This window comes from Streptomyces sp. NPDC050636 (assembly GCF_040654775.1).
Lineage (GTDB): Bacteria > Actinomycetota > Actinomycetes > Streptomycetales > Streptomycetaceae > Streptomyces.
In genome coordinates, this window is record NZ_JBFAIP010000004.1 from 171,147 (window position 1) to 195,699 (window position 24,553).

General features: G+C 71.6%; 29 protein-coding genes. 21 read left to right on the forward strand and 8 right to left on the reverse strand.

The annotated features are described in order from the left end of the window. Positions 1-58 precede the first annotated feature (58 nt). Positions 59-229: a hypothetical protein gene (locus AB0I10_RS06705; RefSeq protein ID WP_363151228.1), complete on the reverse strand. Its 171-nt coding sequence runs from the start codon at positions 227-229 to the stop codon at positions 59-61. A gap of 270 nt (positions 230-499) precedes the next feature. On the opposite strand from AB0I10_RS06705, the gene AB0I10_RS06710 reads away from it, so the two are divergent. The 4 genes from AB0I10_RS06710 (at position 500) to AB0I10_RS06725 (ending at position 4,706) form a co-directional block, all read left to right on the forward strand. After that, entirely contained in the window at positions 500-1,795 is a 1,296-nt protein-coding gene (locus AB0I10_RS06710; RefSeq protein WP_363151229.1) for an NYN domain-containing protein, read from the forward strand. A 98-nt stretch (positions 1,796-1,893) separates the two neighbouring features. After that, entirely contained in the window at positions 1,894-2,883 is a 990-nt protein-coding gene (locus tag AB0I10_RS06715; RefSeq protein ID WP_363151332.1) for an ABC transporter ATP-binding protein, read from the forward strand. Positions 2,884-3,090: 207 nt separating this feature from the next. Further along, positions 3,091-3,930 carry an ABC transporter permease gene (locus tag AB0I10_RS06720; protein ID WP_363151230.1) on the forward strand — a complete coding sequence of 280 codons (840 nt, stop codon included), beginning with the start codon at positions 3,091-3,093 and terminating at the stop codon, positions 3,928-3,930. 68 nt (positions 3,931-3,998) lie between these two features. Next, entirely contained in the window at positions 3,999-4,706 is a 708-nt protein-coding gene (locus tag AB0I10_RS06725) for an ABC transporter permease (RefSeq protein WP_363151231.1), read from the forward strand. A gap of 264 nt (positions 4,707-4,970) precedes the next feature. On the opposite strand, the gene ybaK is transcribed toward AB0I10_RS06725, so the two are convergent. From ybaK to AB0I10_RS06740, 3 genes are all read right to left on the reverse strand, one after another. After that, positions 4,971-5,480, reverse strand: a complete 510-nt coding sequence (gene ybaK / locus AB0I10_RS06730; protein ID WP_363151232.1) for a Cys-tRNA(Pro) deacylase — start codon at positions 5,478-5,480, stop codon at positions 4,971-4,973. Positions 5,481-5,497: 17 nt separating this feature from the next. Then, positions 5,498-6,244: an LON peptidase substrate-binding domain-containing protein gene (locus tag AB0I10_RS06735; RefSeq protein ID WP_363151233.1), complete on the reverse strand. Its 747-nt coding sequence runs from the start codon at positions 6,242-6,244 to the stop codon at positions 5,498-5,500. Positions 6,245-6,340: 96 nt separating this feature from the next. Continuing rightward, a complete protein-coding gene (locus AB0I10_RS06740) occupies positions 6,341-7,942 on the reverse strand; it encodes an oxidoreductase (protein WP_363151234.1) in 1,602 nt (533 codons plus the stop codon). A gap of 274 nt (positions 7,943-8,216) precedes the next feature. Between AB0I10_RS06740 and hisD the strand changes: the two genes are divergently transcribed. The 8 genes from hisD to hisF are packed head-to-tail and all read left to right on the forward strand — an operon-like array spanning position 8,217 to position 14,044. After that, on the forward strand, positions 8,217-9,569 hold the full coding sequence (hisD, locus tag AB0I10_RS06745) for a histidinol dehydrogenase (protein WP_363151235.1): 1,353 nt from the start codon (positions 8,217-8,219) through the stop codon (positions 9,567-9,569). An 8-nt stretch (positions 9,570-9,577) separates the two neighbouring features. Beyond that, the gene (locus AB0I10_RS06750; protein ID WP_363151333.1) at positions 9,578-10,696 is read left to right on the forward strand and encodes a histidinol-phosphate transaminase; all 1,119 of its coding nucleotides are present in this window, start codon (positions 9,578-9,580) and stop codon (positions 10,694-10,696) included. Next, entirely contained in the window at positions 10,693-11,286 is a 594-nt protein-coding gene (gene hisB / locus AB0I10_RS06755; RefSeq protein WP_363151236.1) for an imidazoleglycerol-phosphate dehydratase HisB, read from the forward strand. The genes AB0I10_RS06750 and hisB overlap by 4 nt, the downstream gene beginning before the upstream one ends. After that, positions 11,286-11,450 (forward strand): hypothetical protein, encoded by a 165-nt coding sequence (locus AB0I10_RS06760; RefSeq protein WP_363151237.1) that lies wholly within the window; start codon positions 11,286-11,288, stop codon positions 11,448-11,450. Before hisB ends, AB0I10_RS06760 begins: the two co-directional genes overlap by 1 nt. Next, the gene (gene hisH / locus AB0I10_RS06765; protein ID WP_363151238.1) at positions 11,447-12,097 is read left to right on the forward strand and encodes an imidazole glycerol phosphate synthase subunit HisH; all 651 of its coding nucleotides are present in this window, start codon (positions 11,447-11,449) and stop codon (positions 12,095-12,097) included. The genes AB0I10_RS06760 and hisH overlap by 4 nt, the downstream gene beginning before the upstream one ends. Positions 12,098-12,105: 8 nt before the next feature. Beyond that, positions 12,106-12,828: a bifunctional 1-(5-phosphoribosyl)-5-((5-phosphoribosylamino)methylideneamino)imidazole-4-carboxamide isomerase/phosphoribosylanthranilate isomerase PriA gene (gene priA / locus AB0I10_RS06770; RefSeq protein ID WP_363151239.1), complete on the forward strand. Its 723-nt coding sequence runs from the start codon at positions 12,106-12,108 to the stop codon at positions 12,826-12,828. 23 nt (positions 12,829-12,851) lie between these two features. Then, positions 12,852-13,277 carry a RidA family protein gene (locus tag AB0I10_RS06775; RefSeq protein ID WP_363151240.1) on the forward strand — a complete coding sequence of 142 codons (426 nt, stop codon included), beginning with the start codon at positions 12,852-12,854 and terminating at the stop codon, positions 13,275-13,277. Next, positions 13,274-14,044 (forward strand): imidazole glycerol phosphate synthase subunit HisF, encoded by a 771-nt coding sequence (hisF, locus tag AB0I10_RS06780; RefSeq protein WP_363151241.1) that lies wholly within the window; start codon positions 13,274-13,276, stop codon positions 14,042-14,044. The genes AB0I10_RS06775 and hisF overlap by 4 nt, the downstream gene beginning before the upstream one ends. A 33-nt stretch (positions 14,045-14,077) precedes the next feature. On the opposite strand, the gene AB0I10_RS06785 is transcribed toward hisF, so the two are convergent. The 3 genes from AB0I10_RS06785 to AB0I10_RS06795 are packed head-to-tail and all read right to left on the reverse strand — an operon-like array spanning position 14,078 to position 17,515. After that, positions 14,078-14,821, reverse strand: a complete 744-nt coding sequence (locus AB0I10_RS06785) for a succinate dehydrogenase/fumarate reductase iron-sulfur subunit (RefSeq protein WP_363151242.1) — start codon at positions 14,819-14,821, stop codon at positions 14,078-14,080. Further along, positions 14,818-16,809 carry a fumarate reductase/succinate dehydrogenase flavoprotein subunit gene (locus AB0I10_RS06790; protein WP_363151243.1) on the reverse strand — a complete coding sequence of 664 codons (1,992 nt, stop codon included), beginning with the start codon at positions 16,807-16,809 and terminating at the stop codon, positions 14,818-14,820. The genes AB0I10_RS06785 and AB0I10_RS06790 overlap by 4 nt, the downstream gene beginning before the upstream one ends. 1 nt (position 16,810) lies before the next feature. Then, the gene (locus AB0I10_RS06795; RefSeq protein ID WP_363151244.1) at positions 16,811-17,515 is read right to left on the reverse strand and encodes a succinate dehydrogenase cytochrome b subunit; all 705 of its coding nucleotides are present in this window, start codon (positions 17,513-17,515) and stop codon (positions 16,811-16,813) included. Between the two features lie 95 nt (positions 17,516-17,610). Here AB0I10_RS06795 and AB0I10_RS06800 point away from each other — a divergent pair, with 95 nt between their 5' ends. Together AB0I10_RS06800 and AB0I10_RS06805 are read left to right on the forward strand one after the other, a co-directional pair. Then, the gene (locus AB0I10_RS06800; RefSeq protein WP_363151245.1) at positions 17,611-18,507 is read left to right on the forward strand and encodes a LysR substrate-binding domain-containing protein; all 897 of its coding nucleotides are present in this window, start codon (positions 17,611-17,613) and stop codon (positions 18,505-18,507) included. Positions 18,508-18,657: 150 nt separating this feature from the next. Next, positions 18,658-19,290, forward strand: a complete 633-nt coding sequence (locus AB0I10_RS06805; protein WP_363151246.1) for a TIGR03085 family metal-binding protein — start codon at positions 18,658-18,660, stop codon at positions 19,288-19,290. Between the two features lie 57 nt (positions 19,291-19,347). Here AB0I10_RS06805 and AB0I10_RS06810 read toward each other — a convergent pair whose 3' ends face one another. Next, positions 19,348-19,479: a hypothetical protein gene (locus AB0I10_RS06810; RefSeq protein ID WP_363151247.1), complete on the reverse strand. Its 132-nt coding sequence runs from the start codon at positions 19,477-19,479 to the stop codon at positions 19,348-19,350. 33 nt (positions 19,480-19,512) lie between these two features. Between AB0I10_RS06810 and hisI the strand changes: the two genes are divergently transcribed. The 7 genes from hisI (at position 19,513) to AB0I10_RS06845 (ending at position 24,492) form a co-directional block, all read left to right on the forward strand. Continuing rightward, on the forward strand, positions 19,513-19,980 hold the full coding sequence (gene hisI, locus AB0I10_RS06815) for a phosphoribosyl-AMP cyclohydrolase (RefSeq protein WP_363151248.1): 468 nt from the start codon (positions 19,513-19,515) through the stop codon (positions 19,978-19,980). Positions 19,981-19,991: 11 nt separating this feature from the next. Further along, complete coding sequence (locus tag AB0I10_RS06820) at positions 19,992-21,530, forward strand: anthranilate synthase component I (protein ID WP_363151249.1); 1,539 nt, start codon at positions 19,992-19,994, stop codon at positions 21,528-21,530. Between the two features lie 55 nt (positions 21,531-21,585). Next, positions 21,586-22,248: a TIGR02234 family membrane protein gene (locus AB0I10_RS06825; protein ID WP_363151250.1), complete on the forward strand. Its 663-nt coding sequence runs from the start codon at positions 21,586-21,588 to the stop codon at positions 22,246-22,248. An 84-nt stretch (positions 22,249-22,332) separates the two neighbouring features. Continuing rightward, positions 22,333-22,578, forward strand: coding sequence for an HGxxPAAW family protein (locus AB0I10_RS06830; protein ID WP_363151251.1), 246 nt, complete (start codon positions 22,333-22,335; stop codon positions 22,576-22,578). A gap of 222 nt (positions 22,579-22,800) precedes the next feature. Continuing rightward, positions 22,801-23,208, forward strand: coding sequence for a DUF2752 domain-containing protein (locus AB0I10_RS06835; RefSeq protein ID WP_363151334.1), 408 nt, complete (start codon positions 22,801-22,803; stop codon positions 23,206-23,208). 211 nt (positions 23,209-23,419) lie between these two features. Continuing rightward, entirely contained in the window at positions 23,420-24,229 is an 810-nt protein-coding gene (gene trpC, locus AB0I10_RS06840; protein ID WP_363151252.1) for an indole-3-glycerol phosphate synthase TrpC, read from the forward strand. A gap of 23 nt (positions 24,230-24,252) precedes the next feature. Further along, complete coding sequence (locus AB0I10_RS06845) at positions 24,253-24,492, forward strand: tryptophan synthase subunit(beta) (RefSeq protein ID WP_363151253.1); 240 nt, start codon at positions 24,253-24,255, stop codon at positions 24,490-24,492. Positions 24,493-24,553: the final 61 nt, after the last annotated feature.

Genomic DNA, 24,553 nt, shown 5'->3' on the forward strand with positions numbered 1-24,553 from the left:
GTCCGTCGTGAGGGGCGCGCCCGCATCGGGCGCGCCCTCAACTCATCTGTGGCATAAGTCAGTTGTGACCGAAGCGCTTCTCGCGGCTCTTGCGGGCCATGTCCCCCGGGGTGGTTGCGGCGGACTGGGAGTGCGCCTCCATGGCCGACTTCTCGGCGTTCTGGCGGCCGCGCTCGGCCGCTTGGGCGTCCTTCTGCTGATTACGGTCACGGTTCTTGTTCTTGGCCATGATCGTGCCTCCTGACGGGGATCCTGGGATCGGGCCGGAACCAGAGTTACACGCGGGACAGAACCGTGCATTTCGGGCAATTACCGTGCGTATTGTGGCCGGTTACGCGCCGTACCCAAGATCCCTGCCGAATCCGCCACGCCGATGATCCAGTTGGGGCAGATAACCCTCGTACGGTCGGGCAGACTCGAAGGAAGCCGAAGAGAACTCGCGCCACAGGCCGAGCCGGGGGGCGACCGGACTTCAGCACCTCAGGGAAGAGGGTGGAACGTGGATCGCTGCGTCGTCCTGGTGGACGCCGGATATTTGCTCGGCGCCGCCGCGAGTCTGCTCGCCGGAGAGCCTGCCCGGTCCCGGATCACCGTCGATCATGCCGCCCTCATCCAGGGCCTGCGGCAGCGCGCCGAAGCCGATACCGAACGGCCGCTGCTGCGGATCTACTGGTTTGACGGCGCCCCCGACCGCGTCCCGCAGCCGGAGCACCGCCGGCTGCGGGTCATGCCCCGGGTCACCGTCCGGCTCGGCGCCCTGACCCGCAGCGACGGCCGCTGGGCACAGAAGGGCGTGGATGCCGCCATGCACGCCGAGCTGACCGAGCTGGCCCGCAACCGCGCCTGTTCCGACATCGTGCTGGTCACCGGCGACGGTGATCTGCTGCCCGGCCTGATGTCCGCCAAGGAGCACGGCGTCGCCGTCCACCTCTGGGCCGTGCAGGCCGCGGACGGCGACTACAACCAGTCCGAGGACCTGGTCGCGGAGGCCGATGAGCGGCGGGTGCTGGACCGCGCCTGGATCACCGGCGCGGTACGTGCCAAGGAGCTCGGCGGGCCCTGCGCCCCGCCGCCCGCGCCGCGGCCCGAGATCGCCGCGATCCTCTCCGCGCCGCTGCCCGAGTCCGCGGTCGCGGCGGCAGCGGCGGCCGCCGCCTCGGCGTCCGTACCGGGCGCCGACGAGCGCACCCACGAACGCAACGGCACAAACGGCACCCGGCGGCCCGCCACCCAGGACGACGCCGCCGACGAGCCGGGCAGCGGCGGCGGCAAGGTCGTCCCCACCCCCAAGGACCTGGCCGGACTGGGCCGCGCCCACGCCGCCGGACAGGGACCGGCCGGGCCCGGCGGCGGCCAGCCGGTGCCCGCGCCCAGCGCGACCCTGCGCTGGTCGTCCGACAAGGGCTGGGTCGAGCGCGGCGGCCCGGTGGGCGAGCCGTCCGAGACGGCCTCCCTTCCGACCCTGGCCCAGCTGACCAGCGCCGAGCAGCGCTGGGCTGACCGCGAGGAGGACATCACCGCCGTCAGCGGCGACCCCTTCGAGGTGGGCCAGGTCTTCGCCCGCCGCTGGACCGAGCGGCTCTCCGACACCGCGCATCTCCAGCAGCTCTCGACGGAGTACCCGCGCATCCCGCACCGAATCGACGGCGAGCTGCTCCGGTACGCCGCCCGCTTCGGGCTGCTGGCCCACAAGGACGACCAGATCGACGAGCACGACCGCTACGCCATCCGGGCCGGATTCTGGCGCGAGGTCGATTTGCGCACCGCCGCCGAACACGTACCGGCCGGCGACTGAGGAACCGTGCCCGGCCGCCCGCCCCGTGGAGCCCCCGCGGCCGGGAGGCGCCCCGGGGACGCGTACCCTCATAGCTCGTGAGGACGGGCGCAAAGCAGGTGGAGCGCGGCGGGACGGTCTGCGTCGTGCGGGACCTGGTCAAGACGTACCCCGCGACGCGCGGGCGCCGCGGGGCCGATCGGGCGCCCGCCGTACGCGCCAGCGACGGCATCAGTCTGGACGTACGGCGCGGAGAGATCTTCGGCCTGCTCGGCCCCAACGGAGCCGGCAAGTCCACCCTGGTCCGCCAGCTGACCGGACTGCTGCGCCCGGACTCCGGCAGCATCTCCGTACTCGGCCACGACCTGGTGCGTCACCCGGAACGGGCCGCCCGGCTGCTCGGCTACCTCGGCCAGGAGTCCACCGCCCTGGACGAGATGACCGTCGCGCTGGCCGTGGAGACCACCGGCCGGCTGCGCGGACTGGGCGCCCGCGAGGCGCGCGCCGAGCGGGACGCGGTGGTCCGCGAGCTGGGCCTGGCCGATATCGCCGGACGCGCCCTGAAGAAACTCTCCGGCGGGCAGCGGCGGCTGGCCTGCTTCGCGACCGTACTCATCGGAGAACGGTCGCTCCTGGTGCTGGACGAGCCGACCACCGGCATGGACCCCGTCGCACGGCGCGCCGTGTGGGACGCGGTGGACCGGCGCCGGGCCGAGCGGGGCGCCACCGTCGTGCTGGTGACACACAACGTGCTGGAGGCGGAGAGCGTGCTGGACCGGGTCGCGGTGATCGACCGGGGCCGGGTCATCGCCTGTGACACGCCGGGCGGACTGAAGGAGATGGTGGGCGAGGAGGTCCGGCTGGACCTGGTGTGGCGGGACCACCCGCCCCTGGACGTACCGGAGGTCGCCGCCCTCGGCGCCGCCGCCCGCGTCTCCGGCCGCCGCTGGACCCTCCGCCTCCCCGCGGACCAGGCCCGCTCCGCGGTGGCATCCGTCACCGCCGGCCCCGCCTTCGCCGCCCTCGACGACTTCACGCTTGCCACGCCGAGCCTGGAGGATGTGTATCTGGCGCTCGGTGGGCGTGCGGAGGGGTTGGTGAGGGCGTGAGCGGGGGTGGTTCCCGGCCGGGGGACCGGGGGTTGCCCCCGGAGGATTGCAGCACGTTGGCGACGCCGAGCCTGGAGGATGTGTATTTGGCGCTCGGTGGGCGTGCGGAGGGGTTGGTGAGGGCGTGAGCCGGGGTGGTTCTCGGCTGAGGGACCGGGGTTTCGACACCTGGGGATTGCAGTGCAGCGAGGAAGACGTGGTGAAGGCGTGAGTGTGATTCCCGCGCAGGCGGTGGCCGGGGCTGGGGCACGGGAGGCCCGGGACACCTCGGCGTGGCCCGAGGACGGCCAAGCCGCCCCGCTGGCGCCGAGCGCCCGTCTGCTGCCCGCGCTCTGCGCCGTCTACCGCGCCCAGCTGTCGCGCGCCCGGGTCGCCCGGATCCCGCTGCTGTTCGTCGCCACCTTCCAGTCCATCGGGATCATGGTCCTGATGCGTGGCGTGGTCGACGGCGGCGACGAGGCACGGGCCGTCGTCTCCGGTTCCGCCGTGCTGGTCGTGGCTTTTGTCGCGCTCAATCTGCTGGCGCAGTACTTCGGGCAGCTGCGGGCCAGCGGCGGCCTCGACCACTACGCGACGCTGCCGGTGCCGCCGGCCGCCGTGGTGCTCGGGGCGGCCGCCGCCTATGCGTCGTTCACCGTGCCGGGGACGGTCGTCACCGCCGTCACCGGTTGTCTGCTCTTCCAGCTGCCGATGGCCCACCTCTGGGTGCTGGCCGCCGTGATCCCGCTGTCCGGAGCGGCCCTCGCCGGCCTCGGCGCGGCCCTGGGCCTGCTCGCCCCGCGCCAGGAGCTCGCCACGCTCTGCGGCCAGTTGGGCATGTCCGCCGCACTGCTGCTGGGCGTACTGCCGGCCGGCCGGCTGCCCGCGGCGATCGCTTACGCCCGCGATCTGCTGCCCTCGACCTACGGCGTGGAGGCGCTGGCCCGCAGCTTCGACGCGCATCCGGACTGGCTCGCGGTCGCCGCCGATCTGGGCGTCTGCGCGGCCGTCGGCGCGCTCTCGCTGGCCGTCGCGACCTGGGCATACCGCCGCGCGGCGACCCGATGACCGGCGCCACGGGCCCCAACCGGCGTCCTGGTTCCGGCCGCACCACGCCGACCTGGCACGATGACGGGGTGATCGCACCGCTGACGCCACGCAACAACCAGCCGCCCGAAGAACCGCAGCACCCCTTCGCCGCACCTGCGGCCGGGGGCTCCCCGGCCGATCCCGGCGCGTACGCGTCGCACCGCCCGTCCGAGGACGACGGCAGTCCGGATCACCTCCCGGACCACGCCCGCGAGCTGCGCGAGAGCGCCGTGATCGCGCTCGCGGTGGCGGTGAGCGGTGCGCTGCTCGGCGTGCTGTGGGCGTGGCTGGCGCCGCATGTGCCGTTGATCGCGGACAGCAAGAGCGTCTACCTCAAGAACACCGAGGGCGAGGAGGCGATCGGCGCGGACAGCGTGTTCGTGCTGCTGGCCATCGGTTTCGGGCTGCTCAGCGCCGGTGTGGTGTTCTTCTTCCGCCGGCGTGGCGGGATTCCGCTGGTCGTGGCGCTGGCGGTCGGCGGGGTGCTCGGCGCGATCCTGGCCTGGCAGCTGGGCATGTGGCTGGGCCCCACGGAGGACGTGGTCGCGCACGCCGAGCAGGTCGGACCCGGGGTGCCCTTCGACAGCCCGCTGCGGCTGGGAGCCAAGGGCGCGCTGCTGGCCTGGCCCATCACCTCGATGCTGGCGCAGCTGCTGCTGACCGCGCTGTTCGCGCCGCACGACCCGGAGCCGACGGCGCGGGTGGTGCCGGACTGGTCCGGTCACCACCAGCAGAATCCGCCGCAGCCGGACTGACCTCAGGCCGGACGGCGTCCGTGGTTGGCCCGGCCCTTCCTGACGCGCCACTTCCGCTTGCGGGTCCTCTTCGACACGGCGTGCCTCCTCCCCGGGCGCAGGCCCTCTTCCCGGGCCGGCCCTCTCTCCCCGGGTCGTAGCCGAGGAGGAGTACGCCGTAAAGGCCCCGCGTCGGTATACGGCCGGGCGCAGCCACCCGAAACGGCCGTTCCCGGCCACTCCGCGGCACCGCCTGATACGGGGCGAATAGCGGCGGCCGCCGCCTCAGACGCGGGCGATCGGCGCGATCCGGGCGTCCGTGAGCGCGGCCAGATCGGCGGGCGACAGCTCGACCTCCAGGCCGCGCCGCCCCGCCGAGACACAGATCGTCGGCCGGTCCTCGGCCGACGCGTCCAGCACCGTACGCAGCCGCTTGCGCTGCCCCAGCGGCGAGATCCCGCCCAGGACATAGCCGGTGCTCCGCTCGGCCGCCGCCGGATCGGCCATCGTGGCCCGCTTGCCGCCCACCGCGGCCGCCAGCGCCTTGAGATCGAGGGAGCCGGACACTGGCACCACCGCGACGGTCAGGGTGCCGTCGACATCCGCGAGCAGCGTCTTGAACACCTGGTCGGGCGCGACACCGAGGGCCTCGGCGGCCTCCTCCCCGTACGAGGGAGCGGCCGGGTCGTGCTCGTAGGAGTGCGTGGTGAAGGGGACACCCGCCTCGGTGAGGGAGACGGTCGCGGGAGTACCGGCGGACTTCTTGGACTTCTTGGCCAACGTCTTCTTCGCCAACGTCTTCGTGCCTCGCGTCAGTTGGGGCTGGTCGGCTGCCGGGTCAGATCCACCGCGGGCAGCGACGGGAGCTTACCGAGCAGCGCCGACTCATGGCGAAGGAGTTTCAGCTCCTGGGCGAGCCGGGCCGCGGTGTCCGGCGCCTGGAGCAGCTGCTGCTTGGCGGGCACATCCAGCACGGCCGCGGCGGCGACGAGATACGACAGCACCGACGGGTCGGCCGGCAGGTCCTGGCTGCTGGACAGGGTCCGCTCGTGCGCCCAGGCCAGCCGCTTCTGGTAGGTGCGAAAGGCCCGTACGACACCCGAGGCGAGCGCGCCGGCGCCCTCGCCCTGGCTCTCCTCCAGCTCCTCCAGCTCGCCCATCAGATACGGACCCGAGGCGTCCACCGACCGCAGCCGGAAGCGGGTGGTGCCGGTGGCCAGCACCTCATAGCCGGTGTCGTCGGCGGCCGACTTCTCCCGGATGGTCGCCGCGTCCGCGATACAGCCCACCGAGTGGAACGCCTGCATCGGGTCGTCTCCGAAGCCCGCCGCGGGGCCGTCGGCGGCCGGCAGCGTGGCGTCCGGCATGCCCTGCGCGGTCGGCGCGACCTCGCGGCCGTCCCGGATCGCGATCACGCCGAAGCGGCGCTCGTCCTCGGGCTGGGCGAGCAGATCGCGCATCATCGCCCGGTACCGCGCCTCGAAGACGTTCAGCGGGAGCACAAGCCCCGGGAACAGCACCGAGTTCAACGGGAAGAGCGGCAGGCGCACGGAAGTCACAACCGGTAAGCCTATTGCCTGTGGCCCCGGGGTCCGTCAGCAGACCCTTCCCACCCGCTCGCTGACCTTCTCCCGCCCGCCCCCCAGAGGTCACGGCTACTGCCGCCGCAGCAGCCGTGACGCGCCCGCCGCGACGGTCGTGGCCAGCACCCAGCCCGCGAGGATCAGCACCGCCGCCACCCACTGCGCGCCACCGGACGGCTTCCACGCGGCGCCCTGATAGAGGTCGATCACCGGCAGCAGCAGGTCCAGGGCGTAGAGATACGGATTCCAGGGCGGCGACTCGCCCGGCTTGAGCGGAGGCGGCGGGGACTGGGTGAAATAGACCGTGCCGATCGCCCACAGGATCGCCATCCACACCGCGGCCCGCCCCGGCCGGTACCCGTACGCCACCGTCCACTCCTGGAGGAACCCCCAGGCCTTGCCCGCCAGCGGCAGCGTCTCCCGGCGGCGCCGCTGCTTGGCCAGCAGCACCTCCCGCGCGTCGGCGTCCTCACCGCTGGTGCGCAGCGCGGTGGCCAGCATCTCGTACGGCTCCGGCGCGTACTCGGGGGTCGCCGCGGCCACCCACTGGAGCCGCAGCGCGAGCGGGAAGTGGCCGCGGGGGATCAGCGTCTCGTACGAGAAGCCCGCCATCCACAGGCCGCCGAGGCCCGGCCAGCTCGCCGACTTGTCGACGAGATTGACGACCCGGGCGCCGGAGAGGATCACCCGGCCGCGCTGCGGACGTTCCCCGAGGAACCGCAGCTCGGGCGTCTGGATGCGGCGCAGCGACAGCTCCTGGTCTGACTCCAGGATGAACCGCGCGTGCTCGAAGTCGACCGCGTCGCCGAACCGTCCGTCGTCGAGCCGCATCCCGCCCTCGCACTCGAAGCGCTGCATACGGGTGCCGCGGGAAGGGGTGTGCGCGATGCCGTACGGGGGAGTGGCGCTGCTGGAGAACGGGGAGTTCGCCAGGCCGGCGGCGGTCAGATAGAGGGTGCGCTCGACGGTCAGCTGCGGGGCGTTCAGCGCCCGGCGGCCGAACGGATTGCTCAGCCGGCTGCCGCGCAGGCTCAGTGACACACCGATCGTGGCGCCGCGCAGCGACAGCTCGCCGTAGGACTCCATCATCTCGGCCTGCAGATCCTGTGCGACGGTCATCCCGTCCGCCATGATCGACCGGCCCTGCCGGTCCTTGTGCACCACGGCTTGGCTGAGCAGCAGATCCGTGCCGATGTGCGCGTCCGTGAGCCGGATGCCGGAGTGCACCACACAGCGCGGCAGATGCAGATCGCCCTCGGTGTGCAGCCGGGCCGCCTCCACCCGGGGTATCGCGCAGTTCACCATCCGGAGCGTGGTGAACCGGCTCTCGGGCAGTATCACCTCGGCCTCGAAGCGGCAGTCCCGCAGTTCCACGAATGGCTTGATCGTGCCGCCCGCGACGTCCAGAGTGTCCGTGATGTACGCGCCGGTGAGCTTGAGCGCGGAGACCCGGCCCGGCTGGGCGGGCGGCCCGTCGAGCAGCAGCAGCGCCACGACACGGCCGCGCACCCGGCGCTCCGGTCCCCACAGATGCTGTCCGTGCGGATCGTCCCTGGCCGGATCGCCGATGTGCAGATCGCAGGTGCTGCCGTTCCGAAAGGCCTGCCACATGCTCCATTCCGCCGATGTCAGCTGCAGGCCGGCGGGCGCGTCACCGTCCCCGGGCTCGGTCACTGTGGGATCCTCCTCCCCCTGGTCGTGCGGTGCCGCGAGATCCGCGCATGTCCGCGATGGTCTGCCGGGCCGGGCTCACACCCGTCCCGTGCGTGTCCCCGTAACGCCCTGTGGACCCCCTGCCCGCCGGGTGACTGCTTGAACACGAGCGGTCAGGGCCAACTCCGGTCAACTTCGCGTGACCGGTCCACCGTGCGTCCGGGTGGCGCATCGCTGTGTATCACTGAGTGATACGCGCGGACGGGCGCGAGATCGGGTCTGAGACACTGGGGGCGTGATCTCCCGAATCGACCTGCGCGGTGACGCCCTCCCCGAGGGCGGCGCCCTGCGCGATCTGCTGCCTCGTGCCGAGTTCGACGTGGAAGCCGCCCTGGAGAAGGTGCGGCCCATCTGCGAGGACGTACGCCATCGCGGCACCGCGGCGCTGATCGATTACGCGCGGCGGTTCGACGGTGTGGAGATCGAGCGCGTACGGGTCCCCGCCGAGGCCCTGCAGAGCGCCCTCGCCGAGCTGGATCCGGCCGTACGGGCCGCCCTTGAGGAGTCCATCCGGCGCGCCCGGATCGTGCACCGCGAGCAGCGCCGTACGGACACCACGACCAAGGTCGTCCCCGGCGGCACGGTCACCGAGCGCTGGGTCCCGGTCGAGCGGGTGGGTCTCTACGTCCCGGGCGGCCGCTCGGTCTACCCCTCGTCCGTCGTCATGAACGTCGTCCCCGCGCAGGAGGCCGGCGTCGAGTCGTTGGCCGTCACCTCGCCGCCCCAAGCTGACTTCGACGGCCTGCCGCACCCCACGATCCTCGCGACCTGTGCCCTCCTCGGCGTGGACGAGGTCTATGCGGCCGGCGGCGCCCAGGCCATCGCGATGTTCGCGTACGGCACCGACGAGTGCCTGCCCACCAACCTCGTCACCGGCCCCGGCAACATCTATGTCGCCGCCGCCAAGCGGCTGCTCAAGGGCCGGATCGGCATCGACTCCGAGGCCGGGCCCACCGAGATCGCGATCCTCGCGGACGACACCGCCGACCCGGTACACGTCGCCGCCGATCTGATCAGCCAGGCCGAGCACGACCCGATGGCCGCCGCCGTCCTGGTCACCGACTCGGTGGAGCTGGCCGAGAAGACCGAGAAGGAGCTGGAGCCGCAGATCGCGGCGACCAAGCACGTCGAGGACCGGATCGTCCCCGCGCTGTCCGGCCGGCAGTCCGCGATCGTCCTCGTCGACGGCCTCGACGAGGGCCTCAAGGTCGTGGACGCCTACGGTGCCGAGCACCTCGAAATCCAGACCGCGGACGCCTCCGCCGTCGCCGCCCGGGTCCGCAACGCCGGCGCGGTCTTCGTCGGCCCGTACGCGCCGGTCTCGCTCGGCGACTACTGCGCCGGCTCCAACCACGTCCTGCCCACCGGCGGCTGCGCCTGCCATTCCTCGGGGCTTTCCGTGCAGTCCTTCCTGCGCGGTATCCACGTCGTGGACTACTCGCGTGACGCGCTGGCCGAGGTCGCCCACCATGTGGTGACCCTCGCCGAGGCCGAGGATCTTCCGGCCCATGGCGCGGCCGTCATGGCGCGTTTCCCTGAGGGGGAACGCGAGGATCGCAATGACTGGAAGGTTCCGCAGAGCAAGTGAGCAGGCACGTGACCCGCATCGACGATCTCCCCATCCGGGACGAGCTGCGCGGCAAGTCCCCGTACGGCGCGCCGCAGCTGGATGTCCCCGTACGCCTGAACACCAACGAGAACCCCTACCCGCTGCCCGAGCCGCTGGTCCGGCGGATCGCCGAGCGGGTCACCGACGCAGCCCGGCAGCTCAACCGCTACCCCGACCGGGACGCGGTCGAGCTGCGCACCGAGCTGGCCCGGTACCTCACCCGCACCGCCGGCCATGAGGTCACCACCGAGCAGGTCTGGGCCGCCAACGGCTCCAACGAGGTCATCCAGCAGCTGCTGCAGACCTTCGGCGGTCCCGGCCGCACCGCGATCGGCTTCGAGCCGTCGTACTCCATGCACGGGCTGATCTCGCGCGGCACCGGGACCGGCTGGATCTCCGGACCACGCACCGACGACTTCACCATCGACGTCGAGGCGGCGCTGGCGGCCATCGCCGAGCAGCGGCCCGATGTGGTCTTCATCTGCTCCCCGAACAACCCCACCGGCACCGCCGTCGAGGCCGAGACGGTCCTCGCCCTGTACGAGGCCGCGCAGGCGGCCAAGGCGGACACCGCCGGGGCGCTCGTGGTGATCGACGAGGCCTACGGCGAGTTCAGCCACCGCCCCTCGCTGCTCCCACTGATCGAGGGCCGGCCGAATCTGGTCGTCTCCCGGACCATGTCGAAGGCGTTCGGCGCCGCCGGTCTCCGCCTCGGCTATCTGGCCGCCGACCCCGCCGTGGTCGACGCCGTCCAGCTCGTCCGGCTCCCGTACCACCTCTCGTCCGTCACCCAGGCCACCGCGCTCGCCGCCCTGGAGCACACCGACACGCTCCTGAAGTACGTCGAGCAGCTCAAGGCCGAGCGGGACCGCCTGGTCACCGAGCTGCGCGCGATCGGTTACGACGTGACCGAGTCGGACGCCAACTTCGTGCAGTTCGGACGGTTCCGGAGCGCGCACGAGGTCTGGCAGAAGATCCTCGACCGGGGCGTCCTGGTCCGTGACAACGGCGTACCGGGGTGGCTGCGGGTCACCGCCGGCACGCCCGCAGAGAACGACGCGTTCCTCGATGCGGTTCGCGCACTGAAGAAGGAGCAGAGCTCATGAGCCGCCTAGGACGGGTCGAGCGCACCACCAAGGAGACGACGGTCCTCGTCGAGATCGATCTCGACGGCACCGGGCAGGTCGACGTGTCGACCGGGGTCGGCTTCTACGACCACATGCTCGACCAGCTCGGCCGGCACGGCCTCTTCGACCTCAAGGTCAAGACCGACGGCGATCTGCACATCGACACCCACCACACCATCGAGGACACCGCCCTCGCGCTGGGTGCCGCCTTCAAGCAGGCCCTCGGCGACAAGGTCGGCATCTACCGCTTCGGCAACTGCACCGTCCCGCTGGACGAGTCGCTCGCCCAGGTCACCGTCGACCTCTCCGGCCGCCCGTATCTGGTGCACACCGAGCCGGAGAACATGGCGCCGATGATCGGCAGCTACGACACCACGATGACCCGGCACATCTTTGAGTCGTTCGTCGCCCAGGCCCAGATCGCGCTGCACATCCACGTCCCGTACGGCCGCAACGCCCACCACATCGTGGAGTGCCAGTTCAAGGCGCTGGCCCGGGCCCTGCGTTACGCCAGCGAGCGCGACACGCGCGCGGCCGGCATCCTCCCGTCCACGAAGGGCGCCCTGTAGTGAACGGCCTCTCCACCGTCTTCATCATCGTCGGCCTCTTCCTCCTCGGCGGTGTCTACTCCTTCTGGAAGCAGCAGCTGCCCAAGAGCGTCATCACGCTGGTCGCGATCGGCTCCGCGATGTGCCTGGTCGCCGGCGTGCTGCGGCTGGAGGTGTGGAATTGACCGCCGCTGCATCCCGTAAGAAAGTCGTCGTCTTCGACTACGGCTTCGGCAACATCCGCTCCGCCGAGCGCGCCCTCGCCCATGTCGGCGCCGATGTGGAGATCACCCGGGACTACGAGCGGGCGATGAACGCCGACGGCCTGCTGGTGCCCGGCGTCGGCGCCTTCGCCGCCTGTATGCGGGGGCTGAAGGAGGCCCGCGGCGACTGGATCGTCGGCCGCCGGCTGTCCGGCGGCCGCCCCGTCATGGGCATCTGCGTCGGCATGCAGATCCTGTTCGCCCGCGGTATCGAGCACGACGTGGCGACCGAGGGCCTGGACGAGTGGCCCGGCACGGTCGGCCCGCTCAAGGCCGATGTCGTCCCGCACATGGGCTGGAACACGGTCGACGCCCCCGAGGGCTCCCAGCTCTTCGCCGGCCTGCCCACCGACGCCCGCTACTACTTCGTGCACTCCTACGCGGTGCACGACTGGGAGCTGGAGGTCGGCAACCCGCACATCGTGGCGCCGCGGGTCACCTGGGCCCGGCACGGCGAGCCGTTCGTGGCCGCGGTGGAGAACGGGCCGCTGTGGGCCACCCAGTTCCACCCCGAGAAGTCCGGCGACGCCGGCGCCCAGCTCCTGACCAACTGGATCAAGACCCTGTGAGTCCCGAAATGCCGAAGCTTGAACTCCTCCCCGCCGTGGACGTCCGCGACGGCCAGGCCGTCCGCCTCGTGCACGGCGAGTCCGGCTCCGAGACCTCCTACGGCGACCCGCTGCAGGCCGCCCTCGCCTGGCAGCAGGCCGGCGCCGAGTGGCTGCACCTCGTCGACCTCGACGCGGCCTTCGGCACCGGCGACAACCGGGCGCAGATCGCCGAGGTCGCCCGCTCCATGGACATCAAGGTCGAGCTGTCCGGCGGCATCCGCGATGACGCCTCGCTGGCCGCGGCGCTCGCCACCGGCTGCAAGCGCGTCAACCTCGGCACGGCCGCCCTGGAGACCCCCGAGTGGGTCGCCAAGGTCATCGCCGAGCACGGCGACAAGATCGCGGTCGGCCTGGACGTCCGCGGCACGACGCTGCGCGGCCGCGGCTGGACCCGCGACGGCGGCGACCTCTACGAGACCCTGGCCCGCCTGGACGCCGAGGGCTGCGCCCGCTACGTCGTCACCGACATCAACAAGGACGGCACGCTCCAGGGCCCCAACCTGGAGCTGCTCAAGAACGTCTGCGCGGCCACCGACCGCCCCGTCGTCGCCTCCGGCGGCGTTTCCTCACTTGACGATCTCCGGGCGATTGCGACCCTGGTACCCGAGGGTGTCGAGGGCGCGATCGTCGGCAAGGCGCTCTACGCGAAGGCGTTCACCTTGGAAGAGGCGCTGGCAGCAGTGTCGTAAACGGTGTACCGAGAGGCGGCGTGATGACCATCGAGCGCGTACGGACCGGCAGTCCCTGGGAAGAGGCCATCGGCTTCGCACGCGCCGTGGCAGCCGGCGACCGGGTCCTGGTCGCCGGCACGATGCCGCTGGTCGACGGCGTCCTGCAGGGTGAGGGCGACCCGTACGAGCAGACCAAGGCCGCCTTCGGCAACGCGCTCGCCGCGCTCACGCCGTTCGGCCTCGGTGCCGACGCCGTCCTCCGCACCCGTATGTATCTCACTCACCTGCGCGACGTGGACGCGGTCAGCCGCGCCCACAAGGAACTCTTCGGCGCCGTACGCCCCGCCGCGACCCTGGTCGTGGTCTCCGGCTTCGTCGATTCCCGCGTCCTGGTCGAAGTGGAACTAGAAGCCTTCAGAGAACCCGAAGCCTTCAGAGAACCTGCAGAGAGGCCCGAACAGACATGACCCTGGCGGTCCGAGTCATCCCTTGCCTGGACGTCGACAACGGCCGGGTCGTCAAGGGTGTGAATTTCCAGAACCTGCGCGACGCGGGTGACCCCGTCGAGATGGCCAAGATCTACGGCGAGGAGGGCGCGGACGAGCTGACCTTCCTCGACATCACCGCCTCCTCCGGCGACCGCGAGACGACGTACGACGTGGTCCGCCGCACCGCCGAGCAGGTCTTCATCCCCCTCACGGTCGGCGGCGGCGTCCGCACCACCGAGGACGTCGACAAGCTGCTGCGCGCGGGCGCCGACAAGGTCGGCGTCAACACCGCCGCCATCGCGCGCCCCGACCTGATCCGCGAGATCGCCGAACGCTTCGGCAGCCAGGTCCTGGTCCTGTCGGTGGACGCCCGCCGGATCCCTTCCCGCAGTGGCTATCCTGGCTCCTTCGAGGTCACCACCCACGGCGGGCGCCGCTCCGCCGGCATCGACGCCGTCGAATGGGCCCACCGCGCCGCCGAACTGGGCGCCGGCGAGATCCTCCTCAACTCCATGGACGCCGACGGCACCAAGAACGGCTACGACATCGAGATGATCGAGGCCGTCCGCAAGCACGTCACCGTCCCCGTCATCGCCTCCGGCGGCGCCGGCCGCCTCGCCGACTTCGCCCCCGCCGTCTCCGCCGGCGCGGACGCGGTCCTCGCCGCCTCCGTCTTCCACTTCGGCGACCTCCGCATCGGCCAGGTCAAGGAGGCGCTGCGGGAGGCTGGGCATCCGGTGCGCTGAGGGGGCGTGAGCGGGGCGGCCCGGAGCGCTGACTCAGCGTCCCCTGCGCGCCGCCCGTACGAACTCGCGGTTCATCTTGGTGATGCTGAACAGCGGGATGCCCTTGGGGCAGGCGGTCGCGCATGCGCCGGTGTTGGTGCAGCCGCCGAAGCCCTCGGTGTCCATCTGCTCCACCATGTCCAGGACCCGGCTCTCGCGCTCCGGGGCACCCTGGGGCAGGGAGTTGAGGTGGACGACCTTGGCGGAGGTGAAGAGCATCGCCGAGCCGTTGGGGCAGGCCGCCACGCAGGCGCCGCAGCCGATGCACTCGGCGTGCTCGAATGCGGTGTCGGCGGCCGGCTTGGGGACGGCCGTGGCATGGGCCTCGGGCGCGGCGCCGGTCGGTGCGGTGATGTAGCCGCCGGACTGGATGATGCGGTCGAAGGCGGAGCGGTCGACGACCAGGTCCTTGACCACCGGGAAGGCCGAGGCCCGCCACGGCTCGACGTCGATGGTGTCGCCGTTCTTGAACGACCGCATGTGCAGCTGGCAGGTGGTGGTCCGCTCCGGGCCATGGGCGTCGCCGTTGATGACCAGGCTGCATGCGCCGCAGATGCCTTCGCGGCAGTCGTGGTCGAAGGCGACCGGGTCGTCACCGGCGAGGATCAGTTCCTCGTTGAGGGTGTCGAGCATCTCCAGGAACGACATGTCGGAGGAGATGTTGTCGACCTGGTAGGTGGCCATGGCGCCGGGGGCGTCGGGGTTCTGCTGGCGCCAGACGCGCAGATTGAGCCTCATGCGTAGCTCCGCTGAGTGGGGTGGACGTACTCGAAGACCAGGTCTTCCTTGTGGAGGGCGGGGGCCGCGCCGGTGCCGGTGCTGTGTTCTCCCGGGGGACGACCCCCGGACCCCCCGTATTCCCAGGCGGCAACGTAGGAGAATGCGTCGTCGCGGCGGGCGGCCTCGCCGTCCGGGGTCTGGGACTCCTCGCGGAAATGGCCGCCGCAGGACTCGGCGCGGTGCAGCGCGTCGAGGCACATCAGCTCGGCGAGCTCCAGATAGTCGACAACGCGATTGGCCTTCTCCAGCGACTGGTTGAATTCCTCGCCGGTGCCCGGCACCTTGATGCGCCGCCAGAATTCCTCGCGGATCTGCGGAATCCGGTCGAGGGCCTTGCGCAGGCCCTCCTCGGTACGGGCCATTCCGCAGTATTCCCACATGAGTTCGCCGATCTCCCGGTGAAAGGAGTCGGGCGTACGGTCACCGTCGACGGCCAGCAGCCGGGCCAGCCGCTCCTGGGTCTCCCGCACCGCCGCGACCGCCGCCGGATGTCCGGCATCGACCTCGTGGTGGTGCGGATTGCGGGCGAGGTAGTCATTGATGGTGGAGGGGAGGACGAAGTAGCCGTCGGCCAGGCCCTGCATCAGGGCCGAAGCGCCCAGGCGGTTCGCGCCATGGTCGGAGAAATTGGCCTCGCCGATCGCGAACAGTCCCGGGACGGTGGTCTGCAAGTCGTAGTCGACCCACAATCCGCCCATGGTGTAGTGCACGGCGGGGTAGATCCGCATCGGTACCTCGTACGGATTCTCCGCGGTGATCCGCTCGTACATGTCGAAGAGGTTGCCGTATTTCTCCTCGACCTTGGCCTTTCCCATGCGCGCGATGGCGTCCGCGAAGTCCAGGTATACGCCCTGCCCGCCGGGCCCGACACCGCGTCCCTCGTCGCACACGTTCTTCGCCGCCCGGGAGGCGATATCGCGCGGCACGAGATTGCCGAACGCCGGATAGATCCGCTCCAGGTAGTAGTCGCGCTCGTCCTCGGGAATGTCCTTCGGTGACCGTGCGTCGCCCTTCGCCTGCGGCACCCAGATACGCCCGTCATTGCGCAGCGATTCGCTCATCAGCGTCAGCTTGGACTGGTGATCGCCGGTGCGTGGGATGCAGGTGGGGTGGATCTGGGTGAAGCAGGGATTGGCGAAGTAGGCGCCGCGGCGGTGCGCCCGCCAGACGGCGGTCGCATTCGAATTCATGGCATTGGTGGAGAGATAGAAGACATTGCCGTAGCCACCGCTGGCCAGGACGACGGCGTCCGCGAAATACGTATCGATCCGCCCGGTGACCAGGTCGCGGGCGACGATGCCCCGCGCCCGTCCGTCGACAACGATCACATCGAGCATCTCGGTACGGGCATGCAGATTCACCGCCCCGCCCGCTATCTGCCGGGAGAGCGCCTGATAGGCGCCGAGCAGCAGCTGCTGCCCCGTCTGGCCGCGGGCGTAGAAGGTACGGGAGACCTGGACGCCGCCGAAGGAGCGGGTGTCGAGCAGCCCGCCGTATTCGCGGGCGAACGGCACACCCTGGGCCACGCACTGGTCGATGATCTCGACGGAGATCTGCGCGAGACGGTGGACGTTCGACTCGCGGGCGCGGAAGTCGCCGCCCTTGACGGTGTCGTAGAAGAGGCGGTGGATGGAATCCCCGTCGTTCCGGTAGTTCTTCGCCGCGTTGATTCCGCCTTGCGCCGCGATGGAATGCGCCCGGCGCGGCGAGTCCTGATAGCAGAACTGCTCGACGTGGTAACCCTGTTCGGCGAGCGTGGCCCCCGCCGCACCGCCCGCGAGACCGGTGCCGACGACGATCACCGTGTGCTTTCGGCGGTTGGCCGGATTGACCAGCTTCGCTTCGAAGCGGCGGGTGTCCCAGCGTTCGGCGATCGGGCCCTGGGGCGCCTTTGTGTCGGCGACCGGTGCGCCGGCGGTGTAATCGGAGTAGGCGGTGTGGTTCACGTCAGCTCACCAATCCGGTCATGACGGCGACGGGTACGGAGATGAAGCCCACCGTCAACAGCAGCGCGAGGGCGTTGGCGGTGTTCTTGAGAGTGCGGTCGCGGCCGGGCCGGTTGGCGCCCAGGGTCTGTGCGGCGCTCCAGAACCCGTGCCGGACGTGCAGCCCGAGAGCGAGCATCGCGACGATGTAGACGACGTTGCCGTACCAGGTGGAGAACGTCGCGACGACATTCGCGTACGGGTGGCCGGACTCGGCGCGCGGATTCACCGTCAGCGTCGTCAGATCCAGAATGTGCCAGACGATGAAGAGTCCGAGGATGACACCGCCCCAGCGCATCGTCCGGGTGGCATAAGAAGCCCGCTGCCGTTTGTGCGCATACTGCGTCGGCCGGGCCGCGATATCCCGTCGGCTGAGCTGAAACGCCGCCACCGCATGCGTCACCACCGCGGCGACCAGCACCACCCGGGCGATCCAGAGAAACCACTCATGGTGCAGAAAAGGCCCACCGATCGTCCGCAGCCAGGCCGCATAGGCATCGAATTCCACGGCCCCGAAGAAGATCTTGAGATTGCCCAGCATATGGACGACCAGATACAGCAGCATCACGATGCCGCTGACGGCCATCGCCGTCTTCTTGCCGACGGTCGAGCGCCACAGAAGGCCCGCGAAGGACGGCCGTCGATCCGTCCGAGTGTCCAGTGCCATGAGTCCTGACGTTAGGGACCGTCGGTCCGATCAGTCCAAGACATGGTCCGGCTCATATCCATAGGAAGAGGCTATCGTCGCCTAACATCGCGGGCATGCAGCTGCAGCAGCTCCGCTACTTCACCGCGGTGGCGGACACCCGTCACTTCACCCGCGCCGCCGAACGCGAGCATGTGGCCCAGCCCTCGCTCTCCCAGCAAATCCGCTCCCTGGAACGGGAGTTGGGAGCCGACCTGTTCCACCGCGCCCGCGGCCACATCACCCTCACCGACGCCGGCGAGACCCTCCTGCCGCTGGCCCGCCGCATCCTCGCGGACACCGAGACCGCCCGCCGCGAGGTCCAGGAGGTCGCCCAGCTCCGCCGTGGCCGGCTCCGCCTCGGCGCCCCGCCCAGCCTCTGCGCCAGCCTCGTCCCCGACGTCCTGAGCGCCTTCCACGCCACCTACCCGGGCGTCGACCTGATCGTCAACGAGGACGGCTCACAGGACCTGGTCCGCGCACTGGCCGACGGCGAACTCGACCTGGCCCTGATCATCACCCCGCTCCCCGGCCAGGCCCCCGCCCTCGCCACCTCCGACCTGCTGCGCGAGGAACTCGTGGTGGTCTCCGCCGCGGACCGCCCCTCCCCGGCGGGCCGCCGTACCCGCATCCGCATCGAGGATCTGCGCGACCGCCCGCTGGCCATGTTCCGACGCGGCTACGACCTGCGGGAATTCACCACCGCGGCATGCCGCGCGGCGGGCTTTGAGCCCACCTTCACCGTGGAGGGCGGCGAAATGGACGCCGTCCTCGGCTTCGTCCGCGCCGGCCTCGGCATCGCCGTGGTCCCCAGCATGGTCGCCGAACGCTCCGGTCTGCGCGTCACCCGCTTCTCGACCCCCGGCATGCACCGGGTCATCTCGGTGGCCCACCGCGGCGACGTCTCCCCGCCCCGGGCGGCCCGGGAACTGGAACGCATCCTGATGGAACACCTGGATCTGGGGATGTCCTGACGGGGATGTGCTGATGGGGACGGCTCGATGGGGATGCCTTGATGAGGATGTCGTGACGGGCATGTCCTGACCCGGCGGACCGTGCGCCGGGACGGCCGCCCGGGGCGCGGCGCCGTGGCAGCTCCGGTACCCCGGTCGTACGCTGGCCGTATGTCGACCCATGCGAAGCGTGAACGGCTGCTACTCGCCGACCTGTTGGAGAGCGCGGGCCCAGACGCGCCGACGCTGTGCGAGAACTGGACGACGCGGCAGCTGGCCGCGCACGTGGTGGTGCGCGAACGGCGGGCGGACGCGGCCGCGGGCCTCCTCGTCAAGCCGCTGGCGGCCCGGTTGGAGCGGGTGCAGGCGGAGTTCGCAGCCAAGCCGTACGAGGAACTGATCCAGCTGATCAGGACCGGGCCGCCCGGGATGTCGCCGTTCTCCCTCAAGCAGATCGACGAGGCCTCCAACACCGTCGAGTTCTATGTCCACGCCGAGGACGTCCGGCGGGCGCAGCCCGACTGGACCGCCCGCGAACTCGATCCGGTCTTCTCGGACGCGCTGTGGTCGAGGGTCGAGCGCATGGCCCGGGTGCTGGGACGCGGTGCACCGGTGGGGCTGGTGCTGCGGCGGCCGGACGGCCGGACGGCGGTGGCCAACCGCGGCACCCCGGTGGTCACGGCGACCGGGGAGCCGGGGGAGCTGACGATGTTCGTGTTCGGCCGGCAGGCCGTGGCAGAGGTGGAGCTGGACGGGGACAAGGACGCCGTCGCCAAGTTGCTGGAGGCGAAGCTGGGGCTCTGACGCGGCCTTTCCGACCCTGACCCACCGGACACCCCAACCGCCGCACCCTCCACCGCCTCACCGCCGCAGCAGCAACACCACGCCCACACCCACCGCCGCCAGGAACACCACCCCCAGCACAACCACCGCGACCCTCCCGGCCCGGTCCGGATCCGGCGGCGGTGGCGGCACGGGCGGCTGCTGATCCATGCCAGCAGGATGCCGCACGGCACAATGGACACCATGAGCAGCCGCGCCTCCGACACCGACACCTCTTCCCTCACCACCCTGGACCCCGCCATCGCCGCCCGCCTCAAGCGCAGCCCCGACGGCCTGGTCCCCGCCATCGCCCAGCAGTACGACACGGGCGAGGTGCTGATGCTCGGCTGGATGGACGACGAGGCGCTGCACCGCACGCTCACCACCGGCCGCTGCACCTACTGGTCCCGCAGCCGCCAGGAGTACTGGGTCAAGGGCGACACCTCCGGCCACTTCCAGCACGTCAAGTCCGTGGCCCTGGACTGCGACGCCGACACCGTCCTCGTCAAGGTCGACCAGGTCGGCGCCGCCTGCCACACCGGCGCCCGCACCTGCTTCGACGCGGACGTGCTGGTCACCGCCCCGGCCCCCGGTGCCGCTTCTCCCGCCGCCCCGACGCAGTCTTCCCCCACCACCCCCACCCGGTCTTCCCCCGCCGCCCCCGCCCAGTAGGCTCCGCTGCCATGACCACGGGAACCACCGGCACCGCCAATCCGGACCTCGACACCTTCCGTACGCTCGCCAAGGACCGGCGGGTCATCCCCGTCACCCGCCGCCTGCTCGCGGACGGCGACACCCCGGTGGGGCTGTACCGAAAACTCGCGGCCGAACGCCCCGGCACCTTCCTCCTGGAATCCGCCGAGAACGGCCGTACGTGGTCGCGCTACTCCTTCATCGGCGTCCGCAGCGCCGCGACGCTGACCACCCGCGACGGCCAGGCGCACTGGCTCGGCACCCCGCCCGTCGGCGTGCCCACCGACGGCGACCCGCTCGCCGCCCTGCGCGCCACCGTCGAGGCGCTGCACACGCCCCGGGACCTCATCGAGGGCGCGGGCCTGCCGCCGTTCACCGGCGGTATGGTCGGCTACCTCGGCTACGACATCGTGCGCCGCCTGGAGAAGATCGGCGAGCAGACCACCGACGATCTCCAGCTGCCCGAGCTGACCATGCTGCTCACCTCCGACCTGGCGGTCCTCGACCACTGGAACGGCACGGTCCTGCTGATCGCCAACGCGATCAACCACAACGACCTCGACACCGGCATCGACGAGGCGTACGCGGACGCGGTGGCCCGGCTGGACACCATGGCCGACGACCTGGCCCGCCCCGCGCCCGCCAGCGCCGCCGCCCTGCCGCCCTCCGTGGTGCCCGCGTACACCGCGAAGTGGGGCGGCGAGGCCTTCCAGGAGGTCGTCGAGGACATCAAGGAGCGCATCCGGGCGGGCGAGGCCTTCCAGGTGGTGCCCTCCCAGCGCTTCGAAACGCCGTGTACGGCAAGCGCGTTGGACGTCTACCGGGTGCTGCGGGCCACCAACCCGAGCCCGTACATGTACCTCTTCCGCTTCGACGGCGGCGGGGAGGGAACGGCCTTCGACGTGGTCGGCTCCAGCCCCGAGGCGCTGGTCAAGGTCGAGGGCGGCCGGGCGATGGTGCACCCCATCGCCGGTACCCGCCCGCGCGGCGCCACCGTCCAGGAGGACCAGGCGCTGGCCGACGAGCTGATGGCCGACCCCAAGGAACGCGCCGAGCATCTGATGCTGGTCGACCTGGGCCGCAACGACCTGGGACGGGTCTGCGAGCCCGGCAGTGTCGAGGTCGTCGACTTCATGTCCGTGGAGCGCTACAGCCATGTCATGCACATCGTGTCGACGGTCACCGGGCAGATCGCCGAGGGCCGTACCGCATTCGACGTGCTGACCGCCTGCTTCCCCGCGGGCACCCTCTCCGGCGCCCCCAAGCCGCGCGCCATGCAGATCATCGAGGAGCTGGAGCCGACCCGGCGCGGCCTCTACGGCGGCTGTGTCGGCTATCTCGACTTCGCCGGCGACTCCGACACCGCCATCGCGATCCGCACCGCCCTGCTGCGGGACGGTACCGCCTACGTCCAGGCCGGCGCCGGCATCGTCGCCGACTCCGACCCGGTCGCCGAGGACACCGAGTGCAGGAACAAGGCGGCGGCGGTGCTGCGCGCCGTGAACACGGCGAACCACATGGGGAAATAGCCGGCACCACCCCCGCGCGGGGGGCCCCGCAGACCGGTGCGCGATAGTGGTACGCGTGAGTGCCGTACCCCAGCCCCGTACAGATGCCGAGGACCGCGACAAGGCCGTCCCGCAGCCTGCCGCGCCCCGCGGCGCCAAGCGCAGCCTCGCCCTCGCGCTGCTGGCCGGTGCGGCCGGCGCCGGCCTCGCGCTGCTCGCCGCCGGCCGCACCTGGGCCGAGGGCACCGCGGTCCTCGCCCAGGGCGAGCTGCCGAGCAGCGTGACCGGCGGCGATGTGACGGGCGTGCCCGGCGCGCTCGCCGTCGTCGGCCTGGCCGCGCTGGTCGCCGTCTTCGCGGTACGCCGGGTCGGCCGGATCGCGGTCGCCGCGCTGCTCGCGCTCAGCGGACTGGGCATCGTCGTCGCCGCGGCGCTCGGCAACGCCGACACCGCGGCGCTGCGTGAGAAGGCGTCCACCGCGGTCGGTCTGTCGGGCACCGATGTGCATCACGTCACGCATACCGTCTGGCCGTGGGTGGCCGCGGCCGGCGGCCTGCTGCTGCTGATCGCCGGACTGCTGGCACTGCTCCACGGCCGTCACTGGCCTGCTATGTCGGGCAAATACGAGCGCACGCCGGGCGGCGCCCGCGGCCCGCGGCGTGCCGCAGCCCCGCCGGATCCGGACCGTCCGGAGGAGATCTGGAAGTCCCTGGACCGCGGTGAGGACCCGACCCGGTAATCGGGCCGCCTCCGGCATCGGTGACAATGGTCGGCGAGGATCAAGCGCCCGGACCCCGGCGCGAGAGAGCAACGAGGAGCACTCATGTCGAGCAGTGGCCACGGACACACCCCCGCCGCCTGGACCGGCGTCATCATCTCGTTCATCGGCTTCTGCGTGGCCGGTGTCTTCATGGTGATGGCGAACGTGCCCGGCTTCTGGGCGGGCAGCGCCCTGATCGGCCTCGGTGCCGTCGTCGGTGGCCTGATGCGGATGGCCGGCCTCGGCTCGGAGCCGAAGCGCTCCGCGCAGCCGCGTCCCCAGGCGCAGGCCCAGCCGCAGGAGGGCTGACCACCGCTCCCGTGGCGCCGGGCCCGGCGCCACCATCCCGCACTCCTTCACGAAGGCGCCGTTTCCCGGCCCGTGCCGGTGTGTCCCCCGTGACCACCCCGTACGGCGGCTGAGAAGCTGCGCCTTCGCGTATGCCACAGGACAATCGGCAGCGTGAGCGACCCCGTGGCCCAGGTCCGGCCGGAAACCCCGCCGGCGGCCCCACCGGATCCGTCAGAGCCCCTGCCGGCGGCCCCGCTGCGCCGCCTCGCGGCGCCACTCGGCACGCTGGCCGCCGTCACCGCCGCCGTCGGCCTCGTCGGCGCCGTCGACCCCAATGAGCCCGGCCATTACCCCGTCTGCCCGCTGCTGCACCTCACCGGCATCTACTGCCCGGCCTGCGGCGGCCTGCGCAGCACGCACGCCCTCGCGCACGGCGACCTCGGTACGGCGCTGGGCGCCAATGCCCTCGCGGTGGCCGGCTACGCCGCGTTCGCGGTCTTCTGGCTGGTCTGGCTCGGCCGGTCGGCGCGCGGACTCCGTACGGCGGGCCCGCGGCCGCGAGCCGTCCACTGGTGGGCGCTGGCCGGGCTGCTGCTGGCCTTCACGGCCGTCCGCAACCTTCCCTTCGGCACCGGCCTGAGCCCATGACCGGCCTACGGCGGCGGACGGCCGTGCGTGCCGCCGCACCTGGCGCCGTACAAACCGCCACGAAACCTGGAGATGTCCAGGTTGTGGGACCACGGTCAACCGGATGCGGGACCTGCGCCCCATGGCGGATACCATCGGAGTGCCTGCTGGGACGGCTTTTCGCCCCACGGGTCACTGTCCACCTCCACCCTTCTAGAAGGAGGCCGCTCGCGTGAGTGTGCTCGACGAGATCATCGACGGAGTCCGCGCCGACCTCGCCGAGCGGCAGGCACGTGTCAGCCTCGACGAGCTCAAGGAGCGGGCCCAGAACGCCCGCCCGGCCAAGGACGGCGTGGCGGCCCTCAAGGGCGAGAACGTGACGGTGATCTGCGAGGTGAAGCGCTCCAGCCCGTCCAAGGGCGCGCTGGCCGCGATCGCCGACCCCGCCGGGCTCGCCGCCGACTACGAGGCGGGCGGCGCGGCGTGCATCTCCGTGCTCACCGAGCAGCGCCGGTTCGGCGGCTCGCTGGCCGACCTGGAGGCGGTACGCGCCCGGGTCGACATCCCCGTCCTGCGCAAGGACTTCATCGTCACCGCCTACCAGCTGTGGGAGGCCCGTGCCTACGGCGCCGACCTGGTGCTGCTGATCGTCGCCGCGCTGGAGCAGGAGGCGCTGGTCTCGCTCATCGAGCGGGCCCAGTCGATCGGGCTGACGCCGCTGGTCGAGGTGCACGACGAGGACGAGGTCCAGCGTGCCGTGGACGCGGGCGCGCGGATCATCGGGGTCAACGCCCGCAATCTGAAGACCCTTGAGGTCGACCGCGGCAACTTCGCCCGGGTCGCCCCCGAGATCCCGGACCATATCGTCAAGATCGCCGAGTCCGGGGTGCGCGGGCCGCACGACCTGATCGCCTACGCCAACGACGGCGCGGACGCCGTCCTCGTCGGCGAGTCCCTGGTCACCGGCAAGGACCCCAAGACCGCGGTCGCCGACCTGGTCGCCGCGGGCTCCCACCCGGCGATCCGCCACGGCCGGTCCTGAGCGGCCGGGACGAGAACACCGACATGACCGCCACCGTCGCAGGCATCCGCCGCCCGGCCCGGGGACCGCACCCGGGCCCGGCCGGCGTGCGCGCCGCGGCGGGGGCCGCCCGCGTTCCGTATCCGGCGCTGGGTCGCGGCTGCCGGCCGCGCGGCTGCCGGGCCCCCGCACGACGGGTACACGGACGCCGGGTCAGGTACCACATCGGATCCGAGCCGGGACAGATCAACGGCATGCGATGGCGACCGGGGTCCGCGCGCTGACGCGTCGGCCCCATGCCGCACCACCGGCGCCAAAGGGCACGGCGGTCCGCTGACCGCGGGC